The following is a 20,605-nucleotide window of genomic DNA, read 5'->3' as shown; positions in this document are numbered from 1 at the left end:
TCCTTATTTCGTTATCTGCCTTGCAACGAAGGCGAGCCTTTTTTCTTCATGAAACCCGTTCATCTCATGAGTGAACTGAGGATAAACTTCTATTTCTCGTTCGTTTGTCTGCAGATGATTATAGGCTGCAAAAACGGTTGAAGGCGGCGTGACGCTGTCTTCCAATCCGACAGCCATCAAAGCCGGGCAGGTGATAGAATCGCAGAAATGGAGACTATCAATGTAGCTTAATGTCTTCTTCACCGTATCCTGAGTTTTGCCCTGGGGGTCATTCCACTTAAAATAGTTCACGATTTCCATATATGGTCCTTGAAGTGCAATGTCAAGCGCACGGTCGAAGTGGGTCATGAACGGCCAATCTGAAACAACATAATCGATACCATCCCTGAGACCCGCTGCAGCAAGCGCCAGCCCGCCTCCCTGTGAGGAACCCATCACCCCAAATGATGATGGGGCAACAAGCGCCTCTTCCGATCGTGCCCATTGCAGCTGTACGATAAGATCCCGGTACACATTGGTATAATAATAGTTTTCATGAGAAAGGATACCGTTCAGCATCCAGCCTGGAACCCTGCTCCCGTTTTCGTACCTTGCATAATCAGGGGAAGACCCCTGACCGCGCACATCAAATGAATAGACAGCCACACCGAGCGCTGTCCATTTTAAGTAATCGGCCGCCAGTCCGCAGCTGCCTGTGTAGCCGTGGAAACAAACGATGACCGGGCATTCCTTCACTCCTGCCGGTTTGACGAAGATCCCGGTCAGAGGCGTTTCGTCCCAGCTTTCAAGTACGAGATCGGTCACTTCTACTGACGGTACGGGATACGGGCGCCTTGAAGCCTTAACCGTTGGACGGAAAGACTTCACCTTATCTTTCTGCCTCGACCAGAATACTTGGAAATCTGATGGCCTTCCGAATAATCCAGGCAGATATTCACGTAATTGTTCAAGTGGAAAATCTCCGACGTTCCTACCCAAATGGAATCACCCCGCTTTCATTCATTAAAAGGCCATTCAAGCTCAAAGCCGTCTTCCCGCAGTCGTTGCTGGAACTTCTTTAATAGTGTCGGTTCTTCCCGGACTACTTGAGGATCTGCGCGATGTTCGATACAAAAGGCAGCGAGGGCCCCGCACGCCTCCCCGATATTCCATTCGACCGGATGCAGCCTGAAACAGCCGTTTGTAATATGGGTAGTCCCGATATTTTTACATCCTGCGAGGAGGTTATCAGCATCTTTTGGGATAAGCGCGCCCATCGGGATATAAAACGGGAGGGCATTGATATCGAGATAATTCCTGCCGGCCATGCTCGGATGCAGGTCGATGCTGTAAGATCCTATTCCGACCCGGTCAACGAACTTCTTGCCTGCCGGTCCATCATTGAAGTCCGGGGACACATCCTGCTCGACGACTGTATACTCGGCTTTGATGCGTCTCGATTCTCTTATATAAGGGGCTTTTGCCAGTCCGTCCTCCGTCTCGAATAAGTCTTTCCTCAATTTCAGTCCCGGGTATCCTTTTCCTCCGTCTGGCCTCGGTGCCTCCGTCTGGAGCCAATAAAGGAGCGAGAGGCTTAGCTGTTTCCCTTGATACAGATTCTTTTCTTTCTCACCCTCCGGCACCTCGTAGATATTCCCGAGAAAGTAATCATTTTGCGGCCAGTTCATCAATGTGACATCCCCAATGCCAGACGCCAATCCACCAAATTGACTGCCATCAAAGATCCGCCGGTATTCCCAGAGCGGGAACCCTTCTTTTTCCCGGAACAGCGTATACTTCCTTTTTTCCTTGGTGATGGGGTGGGGTGCGAAGAAGCTGAGTAATTTATCCGGCCAGATATCAGGATGGAAATCCTTCCAGAACGAATACATTGCGGGTTCGGGGATTGTATGATCCTCACCATCCCGGTATTCCATCCCGAGGACATACGTGAAAGCCTGAATATCCAAAGGATCAGCTTCTTCCAAAGCATGCGGTTCACCGGTATCAGTCCTTGCCTCTGCACCGGTCACATAGTCCATTCCGGCAAGAGGCAGAATATCACCCGCTTCCGTCGCATCGATAAAATACTTCGCTGCCACTTCCCCCGTGACCCCTGCCTTCTCATTCAACAGCGTCATCGTGTGCAGCTTTTTTCCTTCTTTCGTTACAGAGCTCACCCTTGTATCGCGGAGAATTTGCAGACCGCCGGTCAATAGATGGGGCAGGAGCATTTCATTCAATACATGAAGGGTGACGCGCGGGTCATGACAGATATTGCTTACCAAACCGTTCCCGGGATTCAGTTTTTCTTTCTGTGGGGTAAGATTCATATTCTTCCGGTATGTTTCTCTTACTCTATTGCGATAGTTCCGGTACCTTTTTGTACAGCCGAATTCTTCGATCCAGCGATGTTCATCCGGCGGCACGCCCTGTGCGGTAACCTGGCCGCCTATCCAATCCGTCTCTTCGGTCATGATCACCTTCAGGCCTCTCGAGCAGGCTGCCATCGCTGCTGCACATCCGCCGAGTCCTCCTCCGGCAATGAGTAAATCAACGTTTTTATCATTTCTCATAGATACACTTCCTTACCAGTCCGCGCTGATTCGTATACAGCGTTAAGCATTTTCATGACCTGAACGCCATCCGATACGGGAGCGATGGTTTCTTTTCCTTCAAGACAGCATGAAACAAAATGATTGATTTCGTTATGGAAGGCTTTTGTGAAGTCAAACTTCAGGTCATCCACCTGGGGGGTGATGTTCAGTATCGTATTATGCTTCTCTGTAACGATCGCGAGTTCCGGCTCGATTTCTGCGCCTCCCTTATCCCCGAACAGCTTGACGTACAATTCATCCTTTTTAGCTTGTAATGTGAAGCTTACATCGACCAACAAGGACGCACCGTTTTCAAACCGGATGAGGGCATTCGTCAAATCTTCAACATCATTATGCACCGGATCATAATCAGCCGCCTGATAGAATGATAGATTCTCTATATGGCTTCTGTTGCCTAGTTTCTTATATGCATTCCCGCTTACAGATACAGGCTTCGGCTTCCCCATGAAGTACCAGCAGATATCGATCATATGGACCCCGAGATCGATCAGCGGACCACCGCCTGATTTCGTCCGGTCGCTGAACCAGCCGCCGGGATTGCCCAGCCTTCGAAGACACGATGTTTTCGCGTAATAGATTTCCCCGAGTTCCCCATGTTCCACGAATTTCTTCAAAATCTTGGCGTTGTCGCCGTGACGCCTTACGAACCCGACCTGCAGGATCTTCCCAGACGCTTCAACCGCTGCTTCCACCTCCAGTGCTTCTTCGACGGTCATGCATAAAGGCTTTTCAACCAGTACATGTTTCCCTGCATTCAGTGCGGATATGGCGATTTCTGAGTGTGAATTGTTCCAGGTACAGATGCTGACTGCATCGATTTCATCATTTTGAAGCAGCTCCCTGTAATCGCTGTACAATTGCGTTACTCCATACACCTTTCCTTTTTCTGTGAGCCTCGCCTCATTCAGATCACATAGAGCGACGATCTCCACCTCTTCATTTGCCATGTATGGCTTTATGTGAAATTCCGAAATGGAACCAGTCCCGATAACCCCTACTTTCAACATGCATCCTCTCTCCCCTCGTCGAGTTAATCGAATCGAATTTCTTTTTCCAGTGAAGAAGATTCATAGATTCCCAACAGTAATTTCAGCACTTCATATCCATCCTCCCCATCAATCAACGGACGAGAACCTGTTCGAATGCAATGGATAAAGTGGTCGATTTCATCCTTGAACGGTTCATTTTTCTCAAAAACAGGCTGATGCTTACTGAGAAGGCCATCCACTTCTGTAAAAATGGACAATGGGAATAAAGCGGCACCGCTCCTGTCTCCAAAGATTTCAATCGCGATTCCTTCATCCTGTTCGCCATTCACCGCCCAGGCAGTTTCCAATGAAAGGACGGCCCCGTTCCGGAAACGGATCCAGGCTGCACCAAAATCCTCTACATTGAAGGTACGACTGCTGTTTAATTGTTTGTTGCTCGATTTCCAGCTCGATACATATTTCGTTTCATAGTTCCCGAGACCTGCGATTGTTTTTCCTGTGATGCTTTGCACTTCCGGCCTGCCGATCAGCCACCATGCCAGATCCAGAACATGAACACCTATATCCATCAGTGCCCCGCCGCCGGCCAGTGACTTATTCGTGAACCACCCCTTTGGTGTTCCCCTGCGCCTGAAAAGCTTAGCTTTCACATAATAGACATTCCCGAAGGCACCCTTTGATGCATATGCTTTCAATATTTTTGCTTCATGACGAAAACGATGGGGCATACCGACCATCGTCAACACATTCATTTCTTTTGCAAGTTTTAAGTATTCTTCCACTTCTTTTAGATCCGTCCCAATCGGCTTTTCCATGAAAACATGGATCCCTTTTTCGGCAGCCTTCACGGCAATCGGGATATGGGTCATATTGGGTGTACAAATCATGACGGCATCCAAATCAGACTTCTCGAACATCTCTTCTGCATTTTGAAAAAACCGGGGGATATCATATCTTTGAGAGATGAGCCTCACCCGGTCAAGATCCACATCGGCCACTGCAGCCAGCGTAACATCGGGTGCAGCCTTCAAGTTTGGAATATGACTGGATTCCGCAATGGATCCAATTCCAATTAACCCAATGTGTAAATCACTTTTCATCCACACCACTCCTTAACTGTAGAAGTTGATTATTTTCGTCAATGTAGCAGATGGCTTATTCAAGAGCTCTTCATATGCAGCAGGTGCTTCACTTATTTCAACTTCATCCCGGATGAAAGGTCCCACATCGATTCGCCCTTCGCTCACCAGCCGGATATATTCACCCAGATTCCTTCCCTCCGTCCAACGGACAAAGCCGTATGGATAGTCGATGGCTTCCGCCTCATAAACCTTATCGTACCGGCCAGGACCACCGGCGCGCGAAATCAGGAGCTGTGCTTCTTTACTGAACATCAAGTTCCTAGGAAAGTCCGGCTCGATATCACCGACGATGACCACTTTCCCTTTGTTCCTTATCCACTCCAGGCTCTGGCCGGTCAATGGTGACTTCTTCCCTCCCGCACATAATAAAATTGCGTCTGCCCCTTCTCCATTTGTGCTTCGATCCAGTTCGGCTTTCATTTCTTCTGCCGTCGAAAATGCTTTAATACCAGGCATCCCCTTGATCATTTCCACCCGTTCATCGTGCAGGTCATATGTAATCACATGATAGGAAGCAGCATTGGCAATCTTCACGATCATCTGACCGAGCAGTCCCATTCCGACGATTACAACCGTTTCACCGAATTGCAGATTGGCTATTCTGAGCGCATGGATGGCAATCGCCCCTATCCCCCCAAGGGCTGCTTCTTTCGGCTTTACATTCTCAGGTACCTTTGCATAGAGCGTCTTGGGTACAAGAAGGGTATCGGCATGTTGGACATAAGGGGCACCGTAAACTGCTACAAGATCCCCTTTTTTCACATTTGTGATGCCGCTCCCCACTTCTTCAACCACCCCCATTGCACTATAGCCGAGCGTGATCGGGGTATCTTCACTGTTTTGAAGAATCGTTAACTCTGTACCAGGGGAAATCGCCGAATAAAGAGTGTTGACCAGGAGATAGGAAGGTTTTACTTCCGGCCGCTCCTCTTGTACGATTTCCACCTGTTTATTGCGGACTATTATTTTCCTCATCATCACTTTCCTCCCATTTCCTCTACAAAAATCTTTTCTAGTTACCCAGCCACCTTGCCAAGTTCTTTTCTACGAAAGAATCGTCATGCAAATGAGGATATGCTGCGTGAACACGGTTGATTTCATCCAGTTGACCGGGACTCAATACTTCCTTGTCAATCAGACACCATCGTCCTTTCATCAACCCCTGTGCAGCCAGGACCTGATTGATTCCCGCAATACTTCCCTTGAATTGATTCTTCGCATCAAAGAAGGCTCCGTTTGCATCGGTGATTTCATGAGCAAGGGTAAGCATTCGATCAGGAACACACTCGTGCGGTTTCAATTGTTTGATTTCATGGAACAATTCGACCGCCCGTTTCGTCCAGACCGACCAATGCCCCAGCAGGCCGCCGACAATCTTCTTCTCTTTCGCATCTCCATCAACATTGAATTTATAGGTCGTCAATAAATCATTGACGATGTTATCATCGTTTCCAGTGTAGAGGGCAATATCATCGCTCCGATTGGAATGGCAGACTGCCCTGACGACCTCAGTTGTCAAATACCTGTCGAACGGGGCGAGTTTGATGGCGTGAACATTCGGGATGTCTGCGAATGCTTCCCAAAACTCGTAGGATAATACCCTGCCCCCGACGGCCGGCTGCAGATAGAATCCGAATACCGGGATGATTTCAGCCACTTTTTTTGTGCGTTCCAGCAGCTGTTCCTCTGAATGATCCTGTAAGCCTCCCATACTCAGTAGCCCCAGGTCATAACCGGCTGCCATGCTGAATTCAGCTTCTTCAACCGCCTGATCAACCGGGCCGCAGATCCCCGCCACTTTTATGAAAGAATCAGGGACATTCGCTCTTTTCATCTCTTCGACAGCAATCTTCAATACCCTTTGATAAAGGTTAAACTTGGGATCTCGGATTTCAAATTGCGTGGTATGGACCCCGACGGCAAGTCCGCCGACTCCGGAATCGATATAATACTGTGTCAATGCGCGCTGGCTTTTTTCGTCCAGTTCCTTCCTTTCCGTTATCGCCAGGGGGTGCGCCGGGATGAATGCCCCTTCTTGTAATGATTTCTTGACCGCTGGATTCAACATCTAAAACGCTCCTTGCCGTTCTTGGAAATGTGTTGGTTTGTTATACGTATATCCGTCCTGCTCCACCCAATCTGCCGTCATGTCGATCATCTGCTGCATCGTGACTTTCGGATAACCGAATAACTTGTGTGCCTGTGAAGCATCATTCAACAGAGCTGTAGGCTGCTCCTCATTGACGAACACTGCCCGTTTCTTGAAACGTTTTGCAAAGGCTTCGGCCAGCCAGCGTACGGAGATCGTCTCTGGCCCCGTCACATTCAGGACTTTAGGTGGTGAATCGGTGTGCAGCAGGGACCGGATGGCATATTCGTTCGCATCCCCCTGCCAGATGACGTTGACATTTCCCATCGTCAAGTCGACCGGCTTTCCGTTGTATACCTGTCTTGCCACCTCAAGCAGAACCCCATATCGAAGATCGATTGCATAATTCAACCTGAACATCAGCACCGGTGTGTTGTTTTTATGGGAAAAGTAAGTGAGTACTCGTTCACGGCCCAGGCACGACTGGGCATACTCCCCGATCGGATTGACTGGCTGGTCTTCTGCACAATGACTTTTGATCACGTCCGTCAGCGGATAAACATTGCCTGTTGAAAATGCCACGATACGGGATTCCAGAAATTTCTCAGCGAACCTTCCCGGCAGATAAGCGTTCATGGCCCAAGTAAAGTGCTCATTCCCTACGGTTCCAAACTTATTTCCAGCCATATAGATGATGTTTTTCACCTCAGGCAAAGCCTGCAGATCTTCCTCCTTCAATAAATCGGCTGAGATTGTATGAATACCGAACGCATTCAATTCGTTTCTCAAGTCAGGCGTTGAAAATCTCGATACACCATAAACCTTTTTATCCACCCCTGCCTTGTCAATCGCCCTTTTCGCCATTTTGGCCAATGTCGGACCCATCTTCCCACCTACTCCGACGACCATGATATCTCCGTCAAGCTTCCTTACATCTTCAATCAGCGCTTGTGAAGGCTCTGTCATAAAAACCTCTAATTCATCAATCGTTTTCATCAAACCACTCTCCTAAACTGTAAGATTGAACTTTCAGAAAATTACTTACCAACATCTTATGAATCCGGTTATTAAAAGACAAGTCTTTAAATGGTCTTTAAAGTGGGGAGACATGAATAATTCCCGCAATAGATTTTTGACAATTCTGATAATTAAACGTATCATTGGATAAAAAGACATGTCTATAATGTGACGCATTGGGGGGAGCAAGTTGAGAAGCAAAAAAACCATTCATGATAACTCTGAAATCAATATAGGGATCATCGGTCCAGAAGAGCTTGTCGATCAAACGAAAGAGACATTGAAATCATTCCCGAATTTCAAGCCCTATTTCTCCGTCATCAAACCTGGAAGCATCATTGCTGAAGCCGCAAAAGACTTAATGTACGATGTGGATGTCCTCATGTTCACCGAGTATCATCTATACAATCTCGCGAAACAATTCCTGGATTTTCCCATCCCTGTTCATCATGTCCCGTTAATGGGGACCGGATTATACAGATCTCTCTTTCTGATTAAAAGCAGCCATGGACTGAAGAACCTATCGATTGATACCATCGAAAAGAAATATGTTGAAAAAATACTGGTCGAACTTGGGGAAGAATACTACGAACTAAGGGTATTCCAGAAGCATTCCAACCCGCCCTTGATCAGTGACATCGTCAATTTCCATGTAGAAAATCATGAAATACAGGGTTCCATCGCACTTACCGGTATCCAGGAAGTTTCAAAGCGACTTTCTGAAATGAATATCCCTTGCGAATGGGTCACCCCGACCCAGCAGGACATGATCGTCTCCCTCGAGAGGGCCCTCCTCGCAACAGAAACACGCAGGAACAAGGAATCACAAATCGTATTTGGATTGATCAATGTAGATGATTTTAAAAAAATCACCGAGAAATATCATTCCGAACACGATGTACAATTATTAAAATTAAACATCCAGCAAATGCTGCTTGATTACATAAAACAATTGGATGGGCACTTGATCAACCTCGGTGGTGAGGAATACTCCTTCATCACGACCCGCGGCATCTTCGAACGGGAAACACGCGGATACAAATTCATCCCGCTTCTGCAGGAAACCAATCATGCCATGGGCATCACCTTGAGCATCGGGGTAGGCTTTGGATCGACCGCAGCCGAAGCAGGCAGCCATGCACGGCTTGCACTCAGGCAGGCTAAGGATTCGGGCGGGGATGTGTGCTATATTGTCCGGGAAAATAGAAGTGTCCTTGGTCCGGTTGATATCACGACAAATACCCAATACGAACGATACGATTTGGCGATTACGGATGCCGAGCTTCTCGACAGAGCCGAAAAAGCAGGGATGTCGGCCTCTTATATGACCAAATTGATGGCACGAGTTGAACGATACGGAATTGTCGATTACACGGCGCAGGAACTTGCATCGACCCTTAACATTACGGTAAGGAGCGCCCACCGGATCCTGTTGAAATGGATGGATGCCGAACTGGTGGACATCGTCGGCGAAGAGAAATTGACCCACAAAGGCAGGCCTCGCCGCATCTACAGGCTGAGTTTTACAATGGATGAAAAAGTATAATAGAAAAGCGGAGGCGGCTCGCTCAGAGGCGACAAGCATAAGACAGGGCAGCCATAAAGGCGATCTTTGCCTTTTTGGATGGCATGGCTTATGTCTCGAGCCTCTAGCCGCCGGAGCTGGACAATTCCCAAAGTGAATCTTACACTTTCTTACTATTCAGTCTGCCCACATCCACCTGCTTCTCTGAGACTTTACTTTCATTGGCTGCCTCGATAAAACGGATCACTTCAAGCGTTTCACTGATTTTGACTCTCGAAACTCCGTCTTTAAAGAAGTCGATGACCTGCTCCAGCAGACTTGCGTAAAATGGTTTAGAATCAGCACCAATGTCGACATACTCCGTCCCATTTTCAAAATGGACAAGAGCGCCGAATTGATGATTACCCAGCCGATTGCCCCTGACTGTCCCAAACCTTCCATCTTTCCATCGTCCGACAATGCAGTCTTGGGTATCATTCGAGCAGGCGCTTACTGCTTCCGCCCCTTCTCCCAAGATCGTGAAGAGCATTTCGATTGCATGGATCCCATACCAGAAATACCCCTGACCATCCTGAATATCCATTGGCCCGAAACAATCAGCCCCGATGATCCTCCCTTTATCTGAACGTGACAATACGTTTCTTAATCCCTCTGAAAAACGCAGAGCCGACGTACTCATAATCGGGGTGCCATATGTGTTTGACAAGGCAGCCATTTCCTCAGATTCTGCAGATGTTAAGCTAAAAGGTTTATCGATAAAAACCGGCTTCTTATAGACGATCAATCTTCGTAATTGCTCCAAATGGGTGCCGCCATCAACGGATTCAAGGAGGATAGCGTCGGTCCCTTCCGCAGTTTCCTCCAGCGTATTGACTATTTCAACCCCGTATCGACGAACCTCCTCTGTAATCCTTTCAATCCTATTGAAACTTAATACAAAGTTGGGTGAGCCGCCAGGGAAGGCTTTTATGACTTTCCCGCCGGAAACATGATGTTCCCCGCCTGAATCGTTCAATAACCGGGTAAAAACTGAGGCATGAGAGGTATCCAACCCGACCATGCCGATTCTGAGATCCTTCATTTAACTGGCACCCGCCTTTCCTCTGAGTATAGGAATCTACTTAAGTCCCGACATCTGGATCCCTTCAGTGAAATACCTCTGGAAGAACAAGAAAATCAAGAAGGTCGGGATGAATGACAGCGTCGAACCGGCCATTTCGATTCCAAAATTCCCTTCCTTACCGAGAATCGATGCCAACCCGACTGTCACCGGGAACATTTCTTCCCTCGTCATATAAATCAACGGCTGGAAAAGATCATTCCAGTTGGAGATGAAGGAAAACGTACCGACCGTCGCTACCACAGGAATCGATAACGGCAGGATCACCTTAAAGAACACCTTGATATCATTCGCCCCGTCGATGCGGGCAGCTTCTTCCAAGTCATTCGGGATGCTTTGAAGGAACTGGCGAACGAGGAAAACACCCATGATCCCCCAAAGCTCGGGGATGATCAATGCCCAATATGTGTTGATCCATCCGAAGTCTGCAAACATGATGTACTTTGGAATGATCAGCAATTGCTGCGGAATCATGATGACAGCCATGAATACCCAGAAAATGACCTCACGTCCAGGGAATTGCTTTTTTGCAAAAATGTATCCGAGGATCGCACAAAATAACATTTGGCTGAACACCGGAACAATCGTAATGACCACTGAGTTAAAAATCCATCTGACAAATAGTCCATTTCCAATCAAGTACGTGTAATTACTCAGGGTTGGATCCTCAGGTATCCAGAATAACGGATCCAATAATGCGTACTGCATATCTTTAAAAGAACCTAAAGCCATGATGATAAACGGCAAGAGGAAGCATAAAGCCAATATCGCTAAAGCGAAATATTTAATAACCTTTCCCATTGTTCAACCCCCTTTACTCCTGCGGTTAATAATACTTTGTTTCCTGACCCATATACTTTCGCTGAATGAGTGAGATGACCAAAATGATAAAGAATAACACGTAGGATAGAACTGCTGCGTAGCTTAAATTAAGCCCGCCGAAACCTTGCTGATATAAATAGAACACAATCGTCGTAGTCGCATAGTTCGGCCCGCCGCCCGTTAGAAGGAACGTGGAGTCGAAGATCTGGAACGAACCGATTGTCGTGATGATCGCAACGTAAAAATGAATCGGCTTCAACAGCGGGAATGTAATGGACCAGAAGATTCGGAACGGGGTGGCACCGTCGATTCTAGCCGATTCATACAGCTGTTTGTCGATCGATTGCAGGCCGGCGAAATAATAAATCATCGTACTCCCCGCCACTTTAAAAATACTCAATCCTGCAAGGACAATCAGTGCCTGGCCCGAGTCCGACAAAAACAACTGTGTATCAATACCGAATTGACTTAAGAGGTAGTTCACCATCCCTGATTCGGTCCCTCTGAAGAGCCATCCCCAAATTCCTGCGATGATGACAAATGATGTGACAACAGGAAGAAAGAAAATGCCTTTAAACAATCCTTTCAGCCATACCCCTGAATTGATGATCAATGCCAATATCAATCCCAGCGCCATGGTCGGAACGATATAATAAAGGGAGAAAAGGACCGTATTCCAGATTGCTTTCCATGCTAATTTATCTTCCAAAAACCTCATCCAGTGCTTAAGCCCGACAAATTCTGGGTCTCCGATGACTTTCCAATCCAAAAATGTTAAAACAAAACTGAACGCAAACGGGAATATTTGAAAAATCAAGAAATGAATTAATGTCGGGATCAGAAAAATGTACACGATGGCATTCCTGTCCCATTCACGCTTGATCCGTGTTTTCAAAGGTAATTTTTTATTTTTGACTTTCAGTTCACGCTTAACCGTTTCTGTGTTAATCAGTTTCATCACCTTCTTCTTTATGTAAGTTAGGAAACAGAGAGTACCAATCTCATAGAGACCAGTACTCTCTGTCTAACACACTATTGTTTAGCAAGTTCCGCCTTGATTGCTTCTGCAGCTGCATCCGCTGCTTCCTTCGGTGATTTCTCCCCTGCCATCATCGTTTGGACCTCTGCCTGGATCCCAGGCATGATGGAACGGCCGATCGGATGAATAACCCCTGGCTGCGCATACTGTGTATACTCAGAAAGCTGACTTAAATATTTCTGATCGTCGAAGATATCTTTCGCTGATTCACGAGTCGGGATATACTGAGTCAGCGTGTTAAACTTACGTTGGTTTTCAGCATTCGTCACCACTTTGATAAACTCAGCGGCTGCATCCGGGTTGTCAGTATTTGAAGGAACCACGAACATTCCGGTTGTACCATAAGTGGCCTGTTCTTTGTTTTTAAGCGGAGGAGCGATGACGAAATCCAATCCGCTCTTTTGAAGATTTGTCAAAGAAATCCCCGATCCTTGAACAGCAAGCATTTTCCCGCCGTTCCATAATGCATCGTGTTCCATTGCAGTAACTGAATCTTCCGGGATCCAGCCTTTTTCGTACATGTTATTGATGAATTCAAAAGCTTCAACACCAGCTTCATTGTTGATTTTCACTTCGTCATCCTGAGTGATGACCTCTCCGCCTGCTTGCCATAAGAATGGATATAAAGTACCGTTCATAGATCCTCCACCTTGATAGCTTAGTGCGTAGAACCCTTTGTCTTTCGCTTTTTTAGCCCATTCAGAGAATTCATCCCACGTTGCCGGAAGTTTTTCAGGATCTTCTCCAATCGCTTTAATGACTTCCTTATTGTAGAAAAGCGTATAAGCTTCCTGCAGGATTGGAAGACCATATGTTTTGTCCTTCCATTTCGTCGAAAGCACTGCGGTATCAACAAAATCATCCATGTCATTATCCTTCAGGTATGAATCCAGCTCCAGAAGCATTCCTGCATTCGCATATTGAGGCATTTGGTCAGGGATGGCATAAAAGACATCCGGACCATTATTTGCAGCTAAGGCTGTAAGAACCTTCTGATCACGGTTTGCCCAAGGAATGGTTTCGATTTTAACGTCCACATCAAATTTTTCCTGGTAGGAAGCTATGATTTCATCCCACATCTTTTTCTCTGCATCTGCATCACCCGTATATGGATGGACCCATACGGTGATATCACCGGAAACTTCCCCTTCCCCAGCTTTTCCTCCTGTCTTTTCATCCTTCGAGCTGCACGCAGCCATCAGGATGAGCCCCATGACTAACACTAAGAGAAATGTCAATTTCTTCTTCATGAATGATCCCCTCTTCTTTTTTATTTTATTGCTTTGTTAAACATCGCTTCCTGTTTCAGTGCAAGACTTCGCTTTCCGCAGGTGAAGCCTGCCGATCTTTCATCCACCCCCCCTGGTAATTCTGCCAGCATGGTAAAGCGCTCTCATTTTCACGGATTGCTTTTGCAGAATGAAAAAGTCCTTCCATTACGAATCAGAATTGTAAAAATATTCATAACCTTTCTTCAAGTCTAATTCGTTTTTTTAAAAGAGACAAGTCTCTTAATTGTCTTTAATAAAATGAAGACGTACGATTTGAAAGGATTTTGAAAGTTACGAAAAATGATTGCAATCTTTTCCATGTGTGACGTATAGTAGTTCACAAAAGGGGTGGGAAAAGTGGGAGGATGGGAGCGATTCAATACAATCGTTTACGGAATGATGAAACTGGCATACCTTAACCTGTTGTGGATTTTATTCACCTTCATCGGACTGTTGTTCTTTGGATTTTTCCCTGCCACGACAGCGATGTTTACAGTCGTGAGGAAGTGGCTTCTTAAGGAAGAAAACGTTTCGGTATTCGCTGAGTTCTGGCATACATATAAGAAAGAATTTTTAAAGTCGAACGGATACGGACTTATCTTTATGGGAGTTGGTTATATCTTGTATTATGATTTCACTTTCATCGGTCTGAATAGCGGAAAACTGACCTTTCTGGTGCCGGTACTCGTGCTGATTCTGATCTGGTATATCATCACCCTGTTCTTTTTCTTTCCGGTTTATGTCCATTTTGACTTACCGTTTTTCAAGACATTAAAGCAAACATTGCTGGTCGCTTTGACTTCACCTCTTGAACTGATCCAAATCGCTGCGGCATGCGGAATTCTCTACGGGATAGTCACCCTTCTCCCCGGCATCATTCCATTATTCACAGGCAGTGTGTTATCCTTCGCCGTGATGTGGATCGGATTGAGGGCATTTGAAAAAGTCGAGAGAAGGAAATTGAACAACACGCACAATGAATCAGCATAATAGTGAATGTTGACCGTCACCGTTCGGGTGGCGTTTTTTTCTGTTTTTTTATAAGGTACTAAAATCCCTTCTCTCTCAAAACATAACAGGCCATTTTACCCATCTAACATTACGACTATTTAAAGACTTGTTTCACAAGTTCTAAATCTATAAAAATAGGAATAACAGCATATGAAACTTTCACAAGGAACAGGCATTGACCATCAAAGAAAGTTCTATCATAAGAGAAATAATTAGTGAGAAAGGCGGTGTAAAAAAACTACTATTCACTCAGGACTCAGTTTGAATCGAATTTTCAGAGGAGATGGGAGAATGAAGAAGAAAGTGAAAGTGTTTTGGTTTTTTTCATTGGCTTTAGTCATGATGATAGGTTCCATGTATACACCTGCAGAGACTGCCCATGCACAAGCAGCCAGCATCTTTGGGGATCCCGTCAATCTCGGTCATCACATTGAAAGTGTGGCCGTTTATGACTCTGCCTACGGAAAGGAAAACGGCCACGATGTCATGTATACGACAGCTTCCGGAAGTCCGGCCATTTTTCAGGTAGTGGACCTGGAAACGCAGGAAGTGCTGAGAACCTATCCTCTTGAAGGGACTGGTGCCGTATGGACACATATCACAGTTCCTAATGGGAACGTATATATCGGAGGAAACGGAACTTTATATGAATACTCCCCTGAGACACAGGAAGTTAAAAACCTGGGTGGAATCGGGGAAAGCGTAGTTTATGGCTTATCTTACGATGAAGATGGCCGTGTCTACTTCGGATCATTCCCGAACGCGAAAGCAGGGATGTATGACCCAAGTACAGGCGAAATGAGGGATTACGGAACCGTTGCCTCGGGCCAAAGCTATACCCGCTCAACTGCTTATCATGAAGGGTATTTATATCTAGGTGTCGGCGTTGACAACCGTCTCGTGAAGCTTGATGTGGAAACTGGTGATTATGAAACGATCGCCCTTCCTGACCACGTCACCCCGGGGTCGAGTGTATGGCAGATGGATGCGTTCGGTGACTATATTGTCGCCGGTGTAGGCGGCGGTGATAATTCGCTTCTGTTCTACAACACGAACACGAATCAATGGGATGATACTTACTATGAGAATAACAGGGGCCTCCGCCTCATCAAGGGACTCCCTGGCAGTAATAAGGCTTATTTCCAGCAGAGCGGCCGTATTATGGAGATTGATTACGACACACTACAAGCTACTGACACGGGTGTACGATTTGGCACATATATTCGTAATTCAACCTGGGTCGAGCTTGATGACGACCCAGATTTTCCAGGCTATTCACTTGTCACAATCCAGTTCGCCGGACAAGTGACATTCATGAACCTTGAAACGAAAAAAGTTAAAACGATTCAATACCCGGTAGTCGGGAATCCGATTCCGATTCAAACACTTGAAAAAGGACCGGACGGCAATATGTATATGAGCGGCTATCCGGGTGGAAAAGGAGCGGTCTACCGTACGGGTGAAGGCACTTCAGAAATGTTCACACTCGGTCAGGCAGAAGGAATGGCAGCCATTGGGGATAAGATGTACTTCGGGGTTTACCCTGGAGCCATCATCTATGAACTTGATACCACCCAGGCAGAACTTGAACGGCGTCAAATCTTTGATATCCCCCATCAAGACAGACCGTTCGAAATGGAGCCTGTGAATGATAAGCTTTATATCGGTACGATCCCTGATTACGGAAAACTAGGTGGATCACTGACGATCCTTGACCCTGCAGATCCAGAAAACGCTCAGGTATTTGAAAACGTCATCCATAATCAGGCGATTGTCGGTCTAGCTGAAAAAAACGGTAAGCTTTATGGCTCCACCACAATAGCTGGCGGCCTTGGGATCGATCCTACGGAAGAGGCAGCAAAAATCTTCGTCTGGGATCTGGAGAACAATGAGAAGGTCACTGAATTTATCCCTAACATCCCTGGACTAGACTACAGTCCACGCATGATCAGCGGGATGAGTGTCGGGCCGGACGGACTTTTATGGTCGGCTGCGGATGGAACGATCTTCGCCATGGATCCTGAGTCTTTGGAAGTGGTGAAAAGCAAGACCATTTATGAAGATGTGAAGCATTATGGGAGATGGCGCCCTATCCATATCCGCTGGGATGATCATGGCATCATGTATACGACTTTGGCGGGTAAACTGACGGCGATCGATCCTGATTCGCTTGACTTTGAAACACTCGGTTCGACAGAGCTTATGACTGTTGGAAGCGACGGGGATATCTACTATGTGGATGGAACGGACTTAATGAAAATCGAGGTATTGGAAAGCACACTGGAATCCGCGAAGGAACTCATCATCCAGGAAGGCCAAAACGGTGATTTGAAGAAACCTGTTGAGAAACAGCTGGTCAACTCACTGAAGCAGGCGATTCACTACCGCGATAAAGGCGATATGAGTGAAGCCAGGAGCTATCTTCAAAAGGCGCTGGATCACTTTAACGGTGCCAAGGAAGAAGATGTTGTGAATGACTTAAAGATTAAAATGGCTCTTAAAACCATCGACCTTTGATTTTGTAAAAAAACGGTTCGGTGCCTGGCACCGAACCGGTTTTTTCTAGATAGGTCATTTATCAACCCATATGGAACTTATCAACAATTTTAGGAGATTACCAACGATTATGGGCGTTTACCAACAATTTTCAGCATATATCAACAATTTTTCAAGTTTTCCAACAAAAAATTCAAGGATACCTACAATTCGACAAAATATCGCTTCCCTCAGACTCTCCCTCATCCATGACCAAATGTACTCCTCATCCGTGCTTCCGGATTGTCCTCGATATCCTCATTCCAATCCAGTACCTGACCTGATTTCACTAGAACCTCCCTCAACTCTTTATATTCCACATCCTGGACGGCATACCCATACTGAAAAGCCAGGCCCACCGCCGCTCCCGCCGACTGCCCAAGAATCATGAACACCGGTTCCATCCTTATGGAACCAAATGCAATATGGGAACTGGATAAACACACAGGCACCACCAGGTTCATACATTCCTCTACTTTCGGGCATACGGAACGATAGGAAACAGGATAAGGCGAAATCGGTATCTCGACGTCCCCTTCGTTCACGAACGCGCCCCCCATGACGACGCGCCTGCAGTGATGGGAATCCATCTGGTAGGAGGCGAGACCGATCGAATCATTCACAAATGTTTGCCCCAAGCAATTCCGATCGGTCATCACATAGTCCGATACCATCCTCCTGCTTTCCCTGATATACAGCTGGTGGGGCCAGTGACCGGTCTCCGTGAATTCATCTTTTGGAAGTCCCCATTCTGCCACCTCCTCCCGGATGGACACCGGAACCCTTTCATCGGTGCTCAAGAAATATAACAATCCGAGATTATAATTAACATGCTCATGAAAAATCGCTTCCCTTTTTTCATAGCTCCCATCCGGCCAGTCGTGATTCTTCCCGATCAAATCGGTTGATACCGCTCCATGATTATTCAAATCCGTTTTCCCATTCGGCAGCATAATATGGAGATTCATCGCATCCCAAACCCCTGCTTTTATATATCGTAGCAGCAATGTATAGCTGTCCGGGTCATATGACGGCGGCTTTGGAAACGGGATGCGATTTTCTGGATCTTTCGTCAAACAAATACGGAAGTTATACGCTTGAATCCGGTGGTCCCCACGGCCCTCTTCCTCAGAACCGGATTCAAGCTCTTCCACCCCCTGCAGCAGTCCGCTTTCTTTGTCGCCTTCTACCACATAGGGATCGATCCTCACTTCAAATCTATGATGCGGTTCACCAAACCTAACCCCATTGTAAGTCTCACCGTAAATCGAATTCGATTCGCGGCCAACCGTATAAGAGACACCAGCCTTTGACATGATATCCCCTTCATAGCTCGCATCCACGAAGTAGTCCCCTTCAAAGACACTTCCATTTTCCATGATGACCCTCTTAATCTCCTTATTCTCCATCTCTACTTTTTCAGGATGCTGACTATAGTAGACCGGGAGCCCATATTCAGCCAGCCAATTTTTAAAAACTGAGGCCGCTGCTTTCGGCTCGAATGTCCATTGTTCTTCTTGTCCATAGTAGTCTCCGATTCTCTTATAAAACTCCCTTGAAAGACCGCCTATCGCTCCTTTCGCACCGAAATCCGTCGCACCCAGCCCGCTGGCTGTGATCCCGCCGATGTGACGTCCGAATTCGACAATCGCAACTCTTAGCCCCATTTTCTTTGCCTGGATGGCGCAAGTTATTCCTGCCGGGGTGGCTCCGTATACAATTAAATCCTCTTTAACCAAATAAGGATTCTTCATTTTTGGAGAAGGTTTATAATATCGAAGATTACTGTAGTCCATCAGTGTCCCCTCCCATCCAAACCCGCTTACACTTTACAGCGGACTTTTTTACGTAATGGAAGTAAATGAGCATCATTTCTTCCGCAGAAAATGAATCGAAATTATCTTTGTTTTGAATGAGGAGTAATTCTTCGTTGACAGTAGGCGTATTCTTTTCAAGAAAGCCGATTATTTCATCCAGCAAGCTGACGATTTCCTGACTATACTGCCTCTCCTTCACTTTTTCAAGATCCACTACCCTTGCAGGGAATAACGGAACGTTCCATGCAGTATGCTTAGCCATGATGTTTTCTAATTCCAGTATGGTTGAGAAGTATTTCTCACCGAGTGTAATACGATAGGCATCCGCCAACACGCTGAATTCCTTCCCCCAGCAGAGCCCTGCAAACATGAAGTTGTTCAGCTGATGGATCCATTTCCATGGGTAGTCAGCGGTTTCTTCAGGTGAATGCGGCTTTATGTGACAAGGGACGACCAGATTCAGGATTCCGTCGACATTCAATTTCTTGTAATCTTCCATATCCACTTTCATCCTGTTAAGGAGAGGGGGGAATAGTTCACTTAACATAAAGTGGTCGCTGTAATATTCAAGTACTGTGAAGGACCTCTCCTTTTTCCCGGTTTCTGTTCTCCAATCCTGTAAGCTGGCCCCGGCGCGGACCTGTTCCCTGCTGGAGTGATGAATTGAATGGGAGTAATCCCTTCCCCAATATGCATATAAAACATCCGCTTCCCAGGAGGCCTCTGTTCCAGCGGTCCGTTCAAGCATATTCCACTCGAGCCCGGCGTTATACACGATGTGTTCCAGTTCGACACTCAAATTGTTTAGTGCTTCCTTTAATTTCTCCGTGAAGGCAATGTACTTTGGCATAAATTCAGCATTCTCGTCTTTATTGATTCCAACATCTTCAGGCCACAACGATACCCTCGAGACGACAGGGGACTCCTTGCAAATCTCATAAATCCTGTTTATGACGTCCTCCTGCAGATCTTCATCTTTCAAAAAATGTATCGCCTGATTTCCTTCTTCTTTCATCAAAAAAGACAGGCTATGTCCCCCAAGCGTGACATTCATACTACGCTTGAACAGTTCACCCTTAACATACTTTTTCACCTTATCCCATAGAAAAAAAGTGAAGAAGAACTCATTCAGCCCGTTTTTGACTCCCCAGTCAATCAGTCGGTTTATGTATTGGGGATCGTCCACCGTTTCGATGATATTGCCGCGTCTTTTGAATAAAGGCTCCTGCTGACAAGAAGCGTTTTCAGCAGGAGTTGGTCCATGTCTCTCCTCTGATAGATGGAACCAGTTATACCCTAATTTCTTCTCACAAAAATGATACACTCCGTATAATAAGGAACGCTCTTCTTTTCCAATAATCCATGCCTGTTCTTCTTGTTCAATAATCGCGAACCCGTCTTTTTTTAAGGAGCACGGTGTGGATGCCCATTCAGAAGAGTTATACTCCTTTTCAAGCATCAAGAATATGGCATTCTTTTGGCCACCTGGACGGAAGCCCCTCTTCACATCCGCCTCAATACCTGCATTCCTGAACAGCCTCCTGATCTCCTCCACTGCAAAAAGAGTGGTGACATGATCGCCGAAATATACAATTGATTTCATCCAAATCCTCCTTTCATATGGGTCATGA

16 protein-coding genes are annotated in these 20,605 nt (G+C 46.3%); 3 read left to right on the top strand and 13 right to left on the bottom strand.

The features are described from left to right. Positions 1 to 3 precede the first annotated feature (3 nt). The 7 genes from ACXAFV_RS03950 to ACXAFV_RS03920 are packed head-to-tail and all read right to left on the bottom strand — an operon-like array spanning position 4 to position 7,813. Entirely contained in the window at positions 4 to 978 is a 975-nt protein-coding gene (locus tag ACXAFV_RS03950; RefSeq protein ID WP_475124590.1) for an acetylxylan esterase, read from the bottom strand. Positions 979 to 995: 17 nt separating this feature from the next. Further along, a complete protein-coding gene (locus tag ACXAFV_RS03945; RefSeq protein ID WP_475124589.1) occupies positions 996 to 2,555 on the bottom strand; it encodes an FAD-dependent oxidoreductase in 1,560 nt (519 codons plus the stop codon). Beyond that, positions 2,552 to 3,604 (bottom strand): Gfo/Idh/MocA family protein, encoded by a 1,053-nt coding sequence (locus tag ACXAFV_RS03940; RefSeq protein WP_475124588.1) that lies wholly within the window; start codon positions 3,602 to 3,604, stop codon positions 2,552 to 2,554. Before ACXAFV_RS03940 ends, ACXAFV_RS03945 begins: the two co-directional genes overlap by 4 nt. Before the next feature lie 23 nt (positions 3,605 to 3,627). Next, positions 3,628 to 4,686, bottom strand: a complete 1,059-nt coding sequence (locus ACXAFV_RS03935; protein WP_475124587.1) for a Gfo/Idh/MocA family protein — start codon at positions 4,684 to 4,686, stop codon at positions 3,628 to 3,630. Between the two features lie 12 nt (positions 4,687 to 4,698). Next, complete coding sequence (locus ACXAFV_RS03930) at positions 4,699 to 5,703, bottom strand: zinc-dependent alcohol dehydrogenase (protein ID WP_475124586.1); 1,005 nt, start codon at positions 5,701 to 5,703, stop codon at positions 4,699 to 4,701. 37 nt (positions 5,704 to 5,740) lie between these two features. Next, positions 5,741 to 6,796, bottom strand: a complete 1,056-nt coding sequence (locus ACXAFV_RS03925) for a dihydrodipicolinate synthase family protein (protein WP_475124584.1) — start codon at positions 6,794 to 6,796, stop codon at positions 5,741 to 5,743. Then, on the bottom strand, positions 6,797 to 7,813 hold the full coding sequence (locus ACXAFV_RS03920; RefSeq protein WP_475124583.1) for an NAD-dependent epimerase/dehydratase family protein: 1,017 nt from the start codon (positions 7,811 to 7,813) through the stop codon (positions 6,797 to 6,799). It lies immediately after the preceding gene. Between the two features lie 211 nt (positions 7,814 to 8,024). On the opposite strand from ACXAFV_RS03920, the gene ACXAFV_RS03915 reads away from it, so the two are divergent. Then, complete coding sequence (locus ACXAFV_RS03915; protein ID WP_475124582.1) at positions 8,025 to 9,380, top strand: GGDEF domain-containing protein; 1,356 nt, start codon at positions 8,025 to 8,027, stop codon at positions 9,378 to 9,380. Positions 9,381 to 9,519: 139 nt separating this feature from the next. Here the strand turns inward: ACXAFV_RS03915 and ACXAFV_RS03910 are convergent, their stop codons facing one another. The 4 genes from ACXAFV_RS03910 to ACXAFV_RS03895 all read right to left on the bottom strand — a co-directional run bounded on the left by ACXAFV_RS03910 (position 9,520) and on the right by ACXAFV_RS03895 (position 13,590). Next, positions 9,520 to 10,440 carry a Gfo/Idh/MocA family protein gene (locus ACXAFV_RS03910; RefSeq protein ID WP_475124581.1) on the bottom strand — a complete coding sequence of 307 codons (921 nt, stop codon included), beginning with the start codon at positions 10,438 to 10,440 and terminating at the stop codon, positions 9,520 to 9,522. A 36-nt stretch (positions 10,441 to 10,476) separates the two neighbouring features. Beyond that, positions 10,477 to 11,280: a carbohydrate ABC transporter permease gene (locus ACXAFV_RS03905; RefSeq protein WP_475124580.1), complete on the bottom strand. Its 804-nt coding sequence runs from the start codon at positions 11,278 to 11,280 to the stop codon at positions 10,477 to 10,479. Positions 11,281 to 11,305: 25 nt separating this feature from the next. Beyond that, complete coding sequence (locus ACXAFV_RS03900) at positions 11,306 to 12,259, bottom strand: carbohydrate ABC transporter permease (RefSeq protein WP_475124578.1); 954 nt, start codon at positions 12,257 to 12,259, stop codon at positions 11,306 to 11,308. A 74-nt stretch (positions 12,260 to 12,333) separates the two neighbouring features. Further along, complete coding sequence (locus ACXAFV_RS03895; protein ID WP_475124577.1) at positions 12,334 to 13,590, bottom strand: sugar ABC transporter substrate-binding protein; 1,257 nt, start codon at positions 13,588 to 13,590, stop codon at positions 12,334 to 12,336. Between the two features lie 378 nt (positions 13,591 to 13,968). Here ACXAFV_RS03895 and ACXAFV_RS03890 point away from each other — a divergent pair, with 378 nt between their 5' ends. Together ACXAFV_RS03890 and ACXAFV_RS03885 are read left to right on the top strand one after the other, a co-directional pair. After that, a complete protein-coding gene (locus ACXAFV_RS03890; protein ID WP_475124576.1) occupies positions 13,969 to 14,601 on the top strand; it encodes a YesL family protein in 633 nt (210 codons plus the stop codon). A 312-nt stretch (positions 14,602 to 14,913) separates the two neighbouring features. Continuing rightward, a complete protein-coding gene (locus ACXAFV_RS03885; RefSeq protein WP_475124574.1) occupies positions 14,914 to 17,139 on the top strand; it encodes an FIMAH domain-containing protein in 2,226 nt (741 codons plus the stop codon). Between the two features lie 221 nt (positions 17,140 to 17,360). Here ACXAFV_RS03885 and ACXAFV_RS03880 read toward each other — a convergent pair whose 3' ends face one another. After that, positions 17,361 to 18,953 carry an FAD-dependent oxidoreductase gene (locus tag ACXAFV_RS03880; protein ID WP_475124573.1) on the bottom strand — a complete coding sequence of 531 codons (1,593 nt, stop codon included), beginning with the start codon at positions 18,951 to 18,953 and terminating at the stop codon, positions 17,361 to 17,363. Next, positions 18,940 to 20,577 (bottom strand): alpha-glucuronidase family glycosyl hydrolase, encoded by a 1,638-nt coding sequence (locus tag ACXAFV_RS03875; protein ID WP_475124572.1) that lies wholly within the window; start codon positions 20,575 to 20,577, stop codon positions 18,940 to 18,942. Before ACXAFV_RS03875 ends, ACXAFV_RS03880 begins: the two co-directional genes overlap by 14 nt. Positions 20,578 to 20,605 lie beyond the last annotated feature (28 nt).

Source organism: Rossellomorea sp. ABR4_012, from assembly GCF_056159545.1.
Note: the sequence above shows the minus strand (reverse complement) of the source record. Positions and strands in the feature narration are given on the sequence as shown.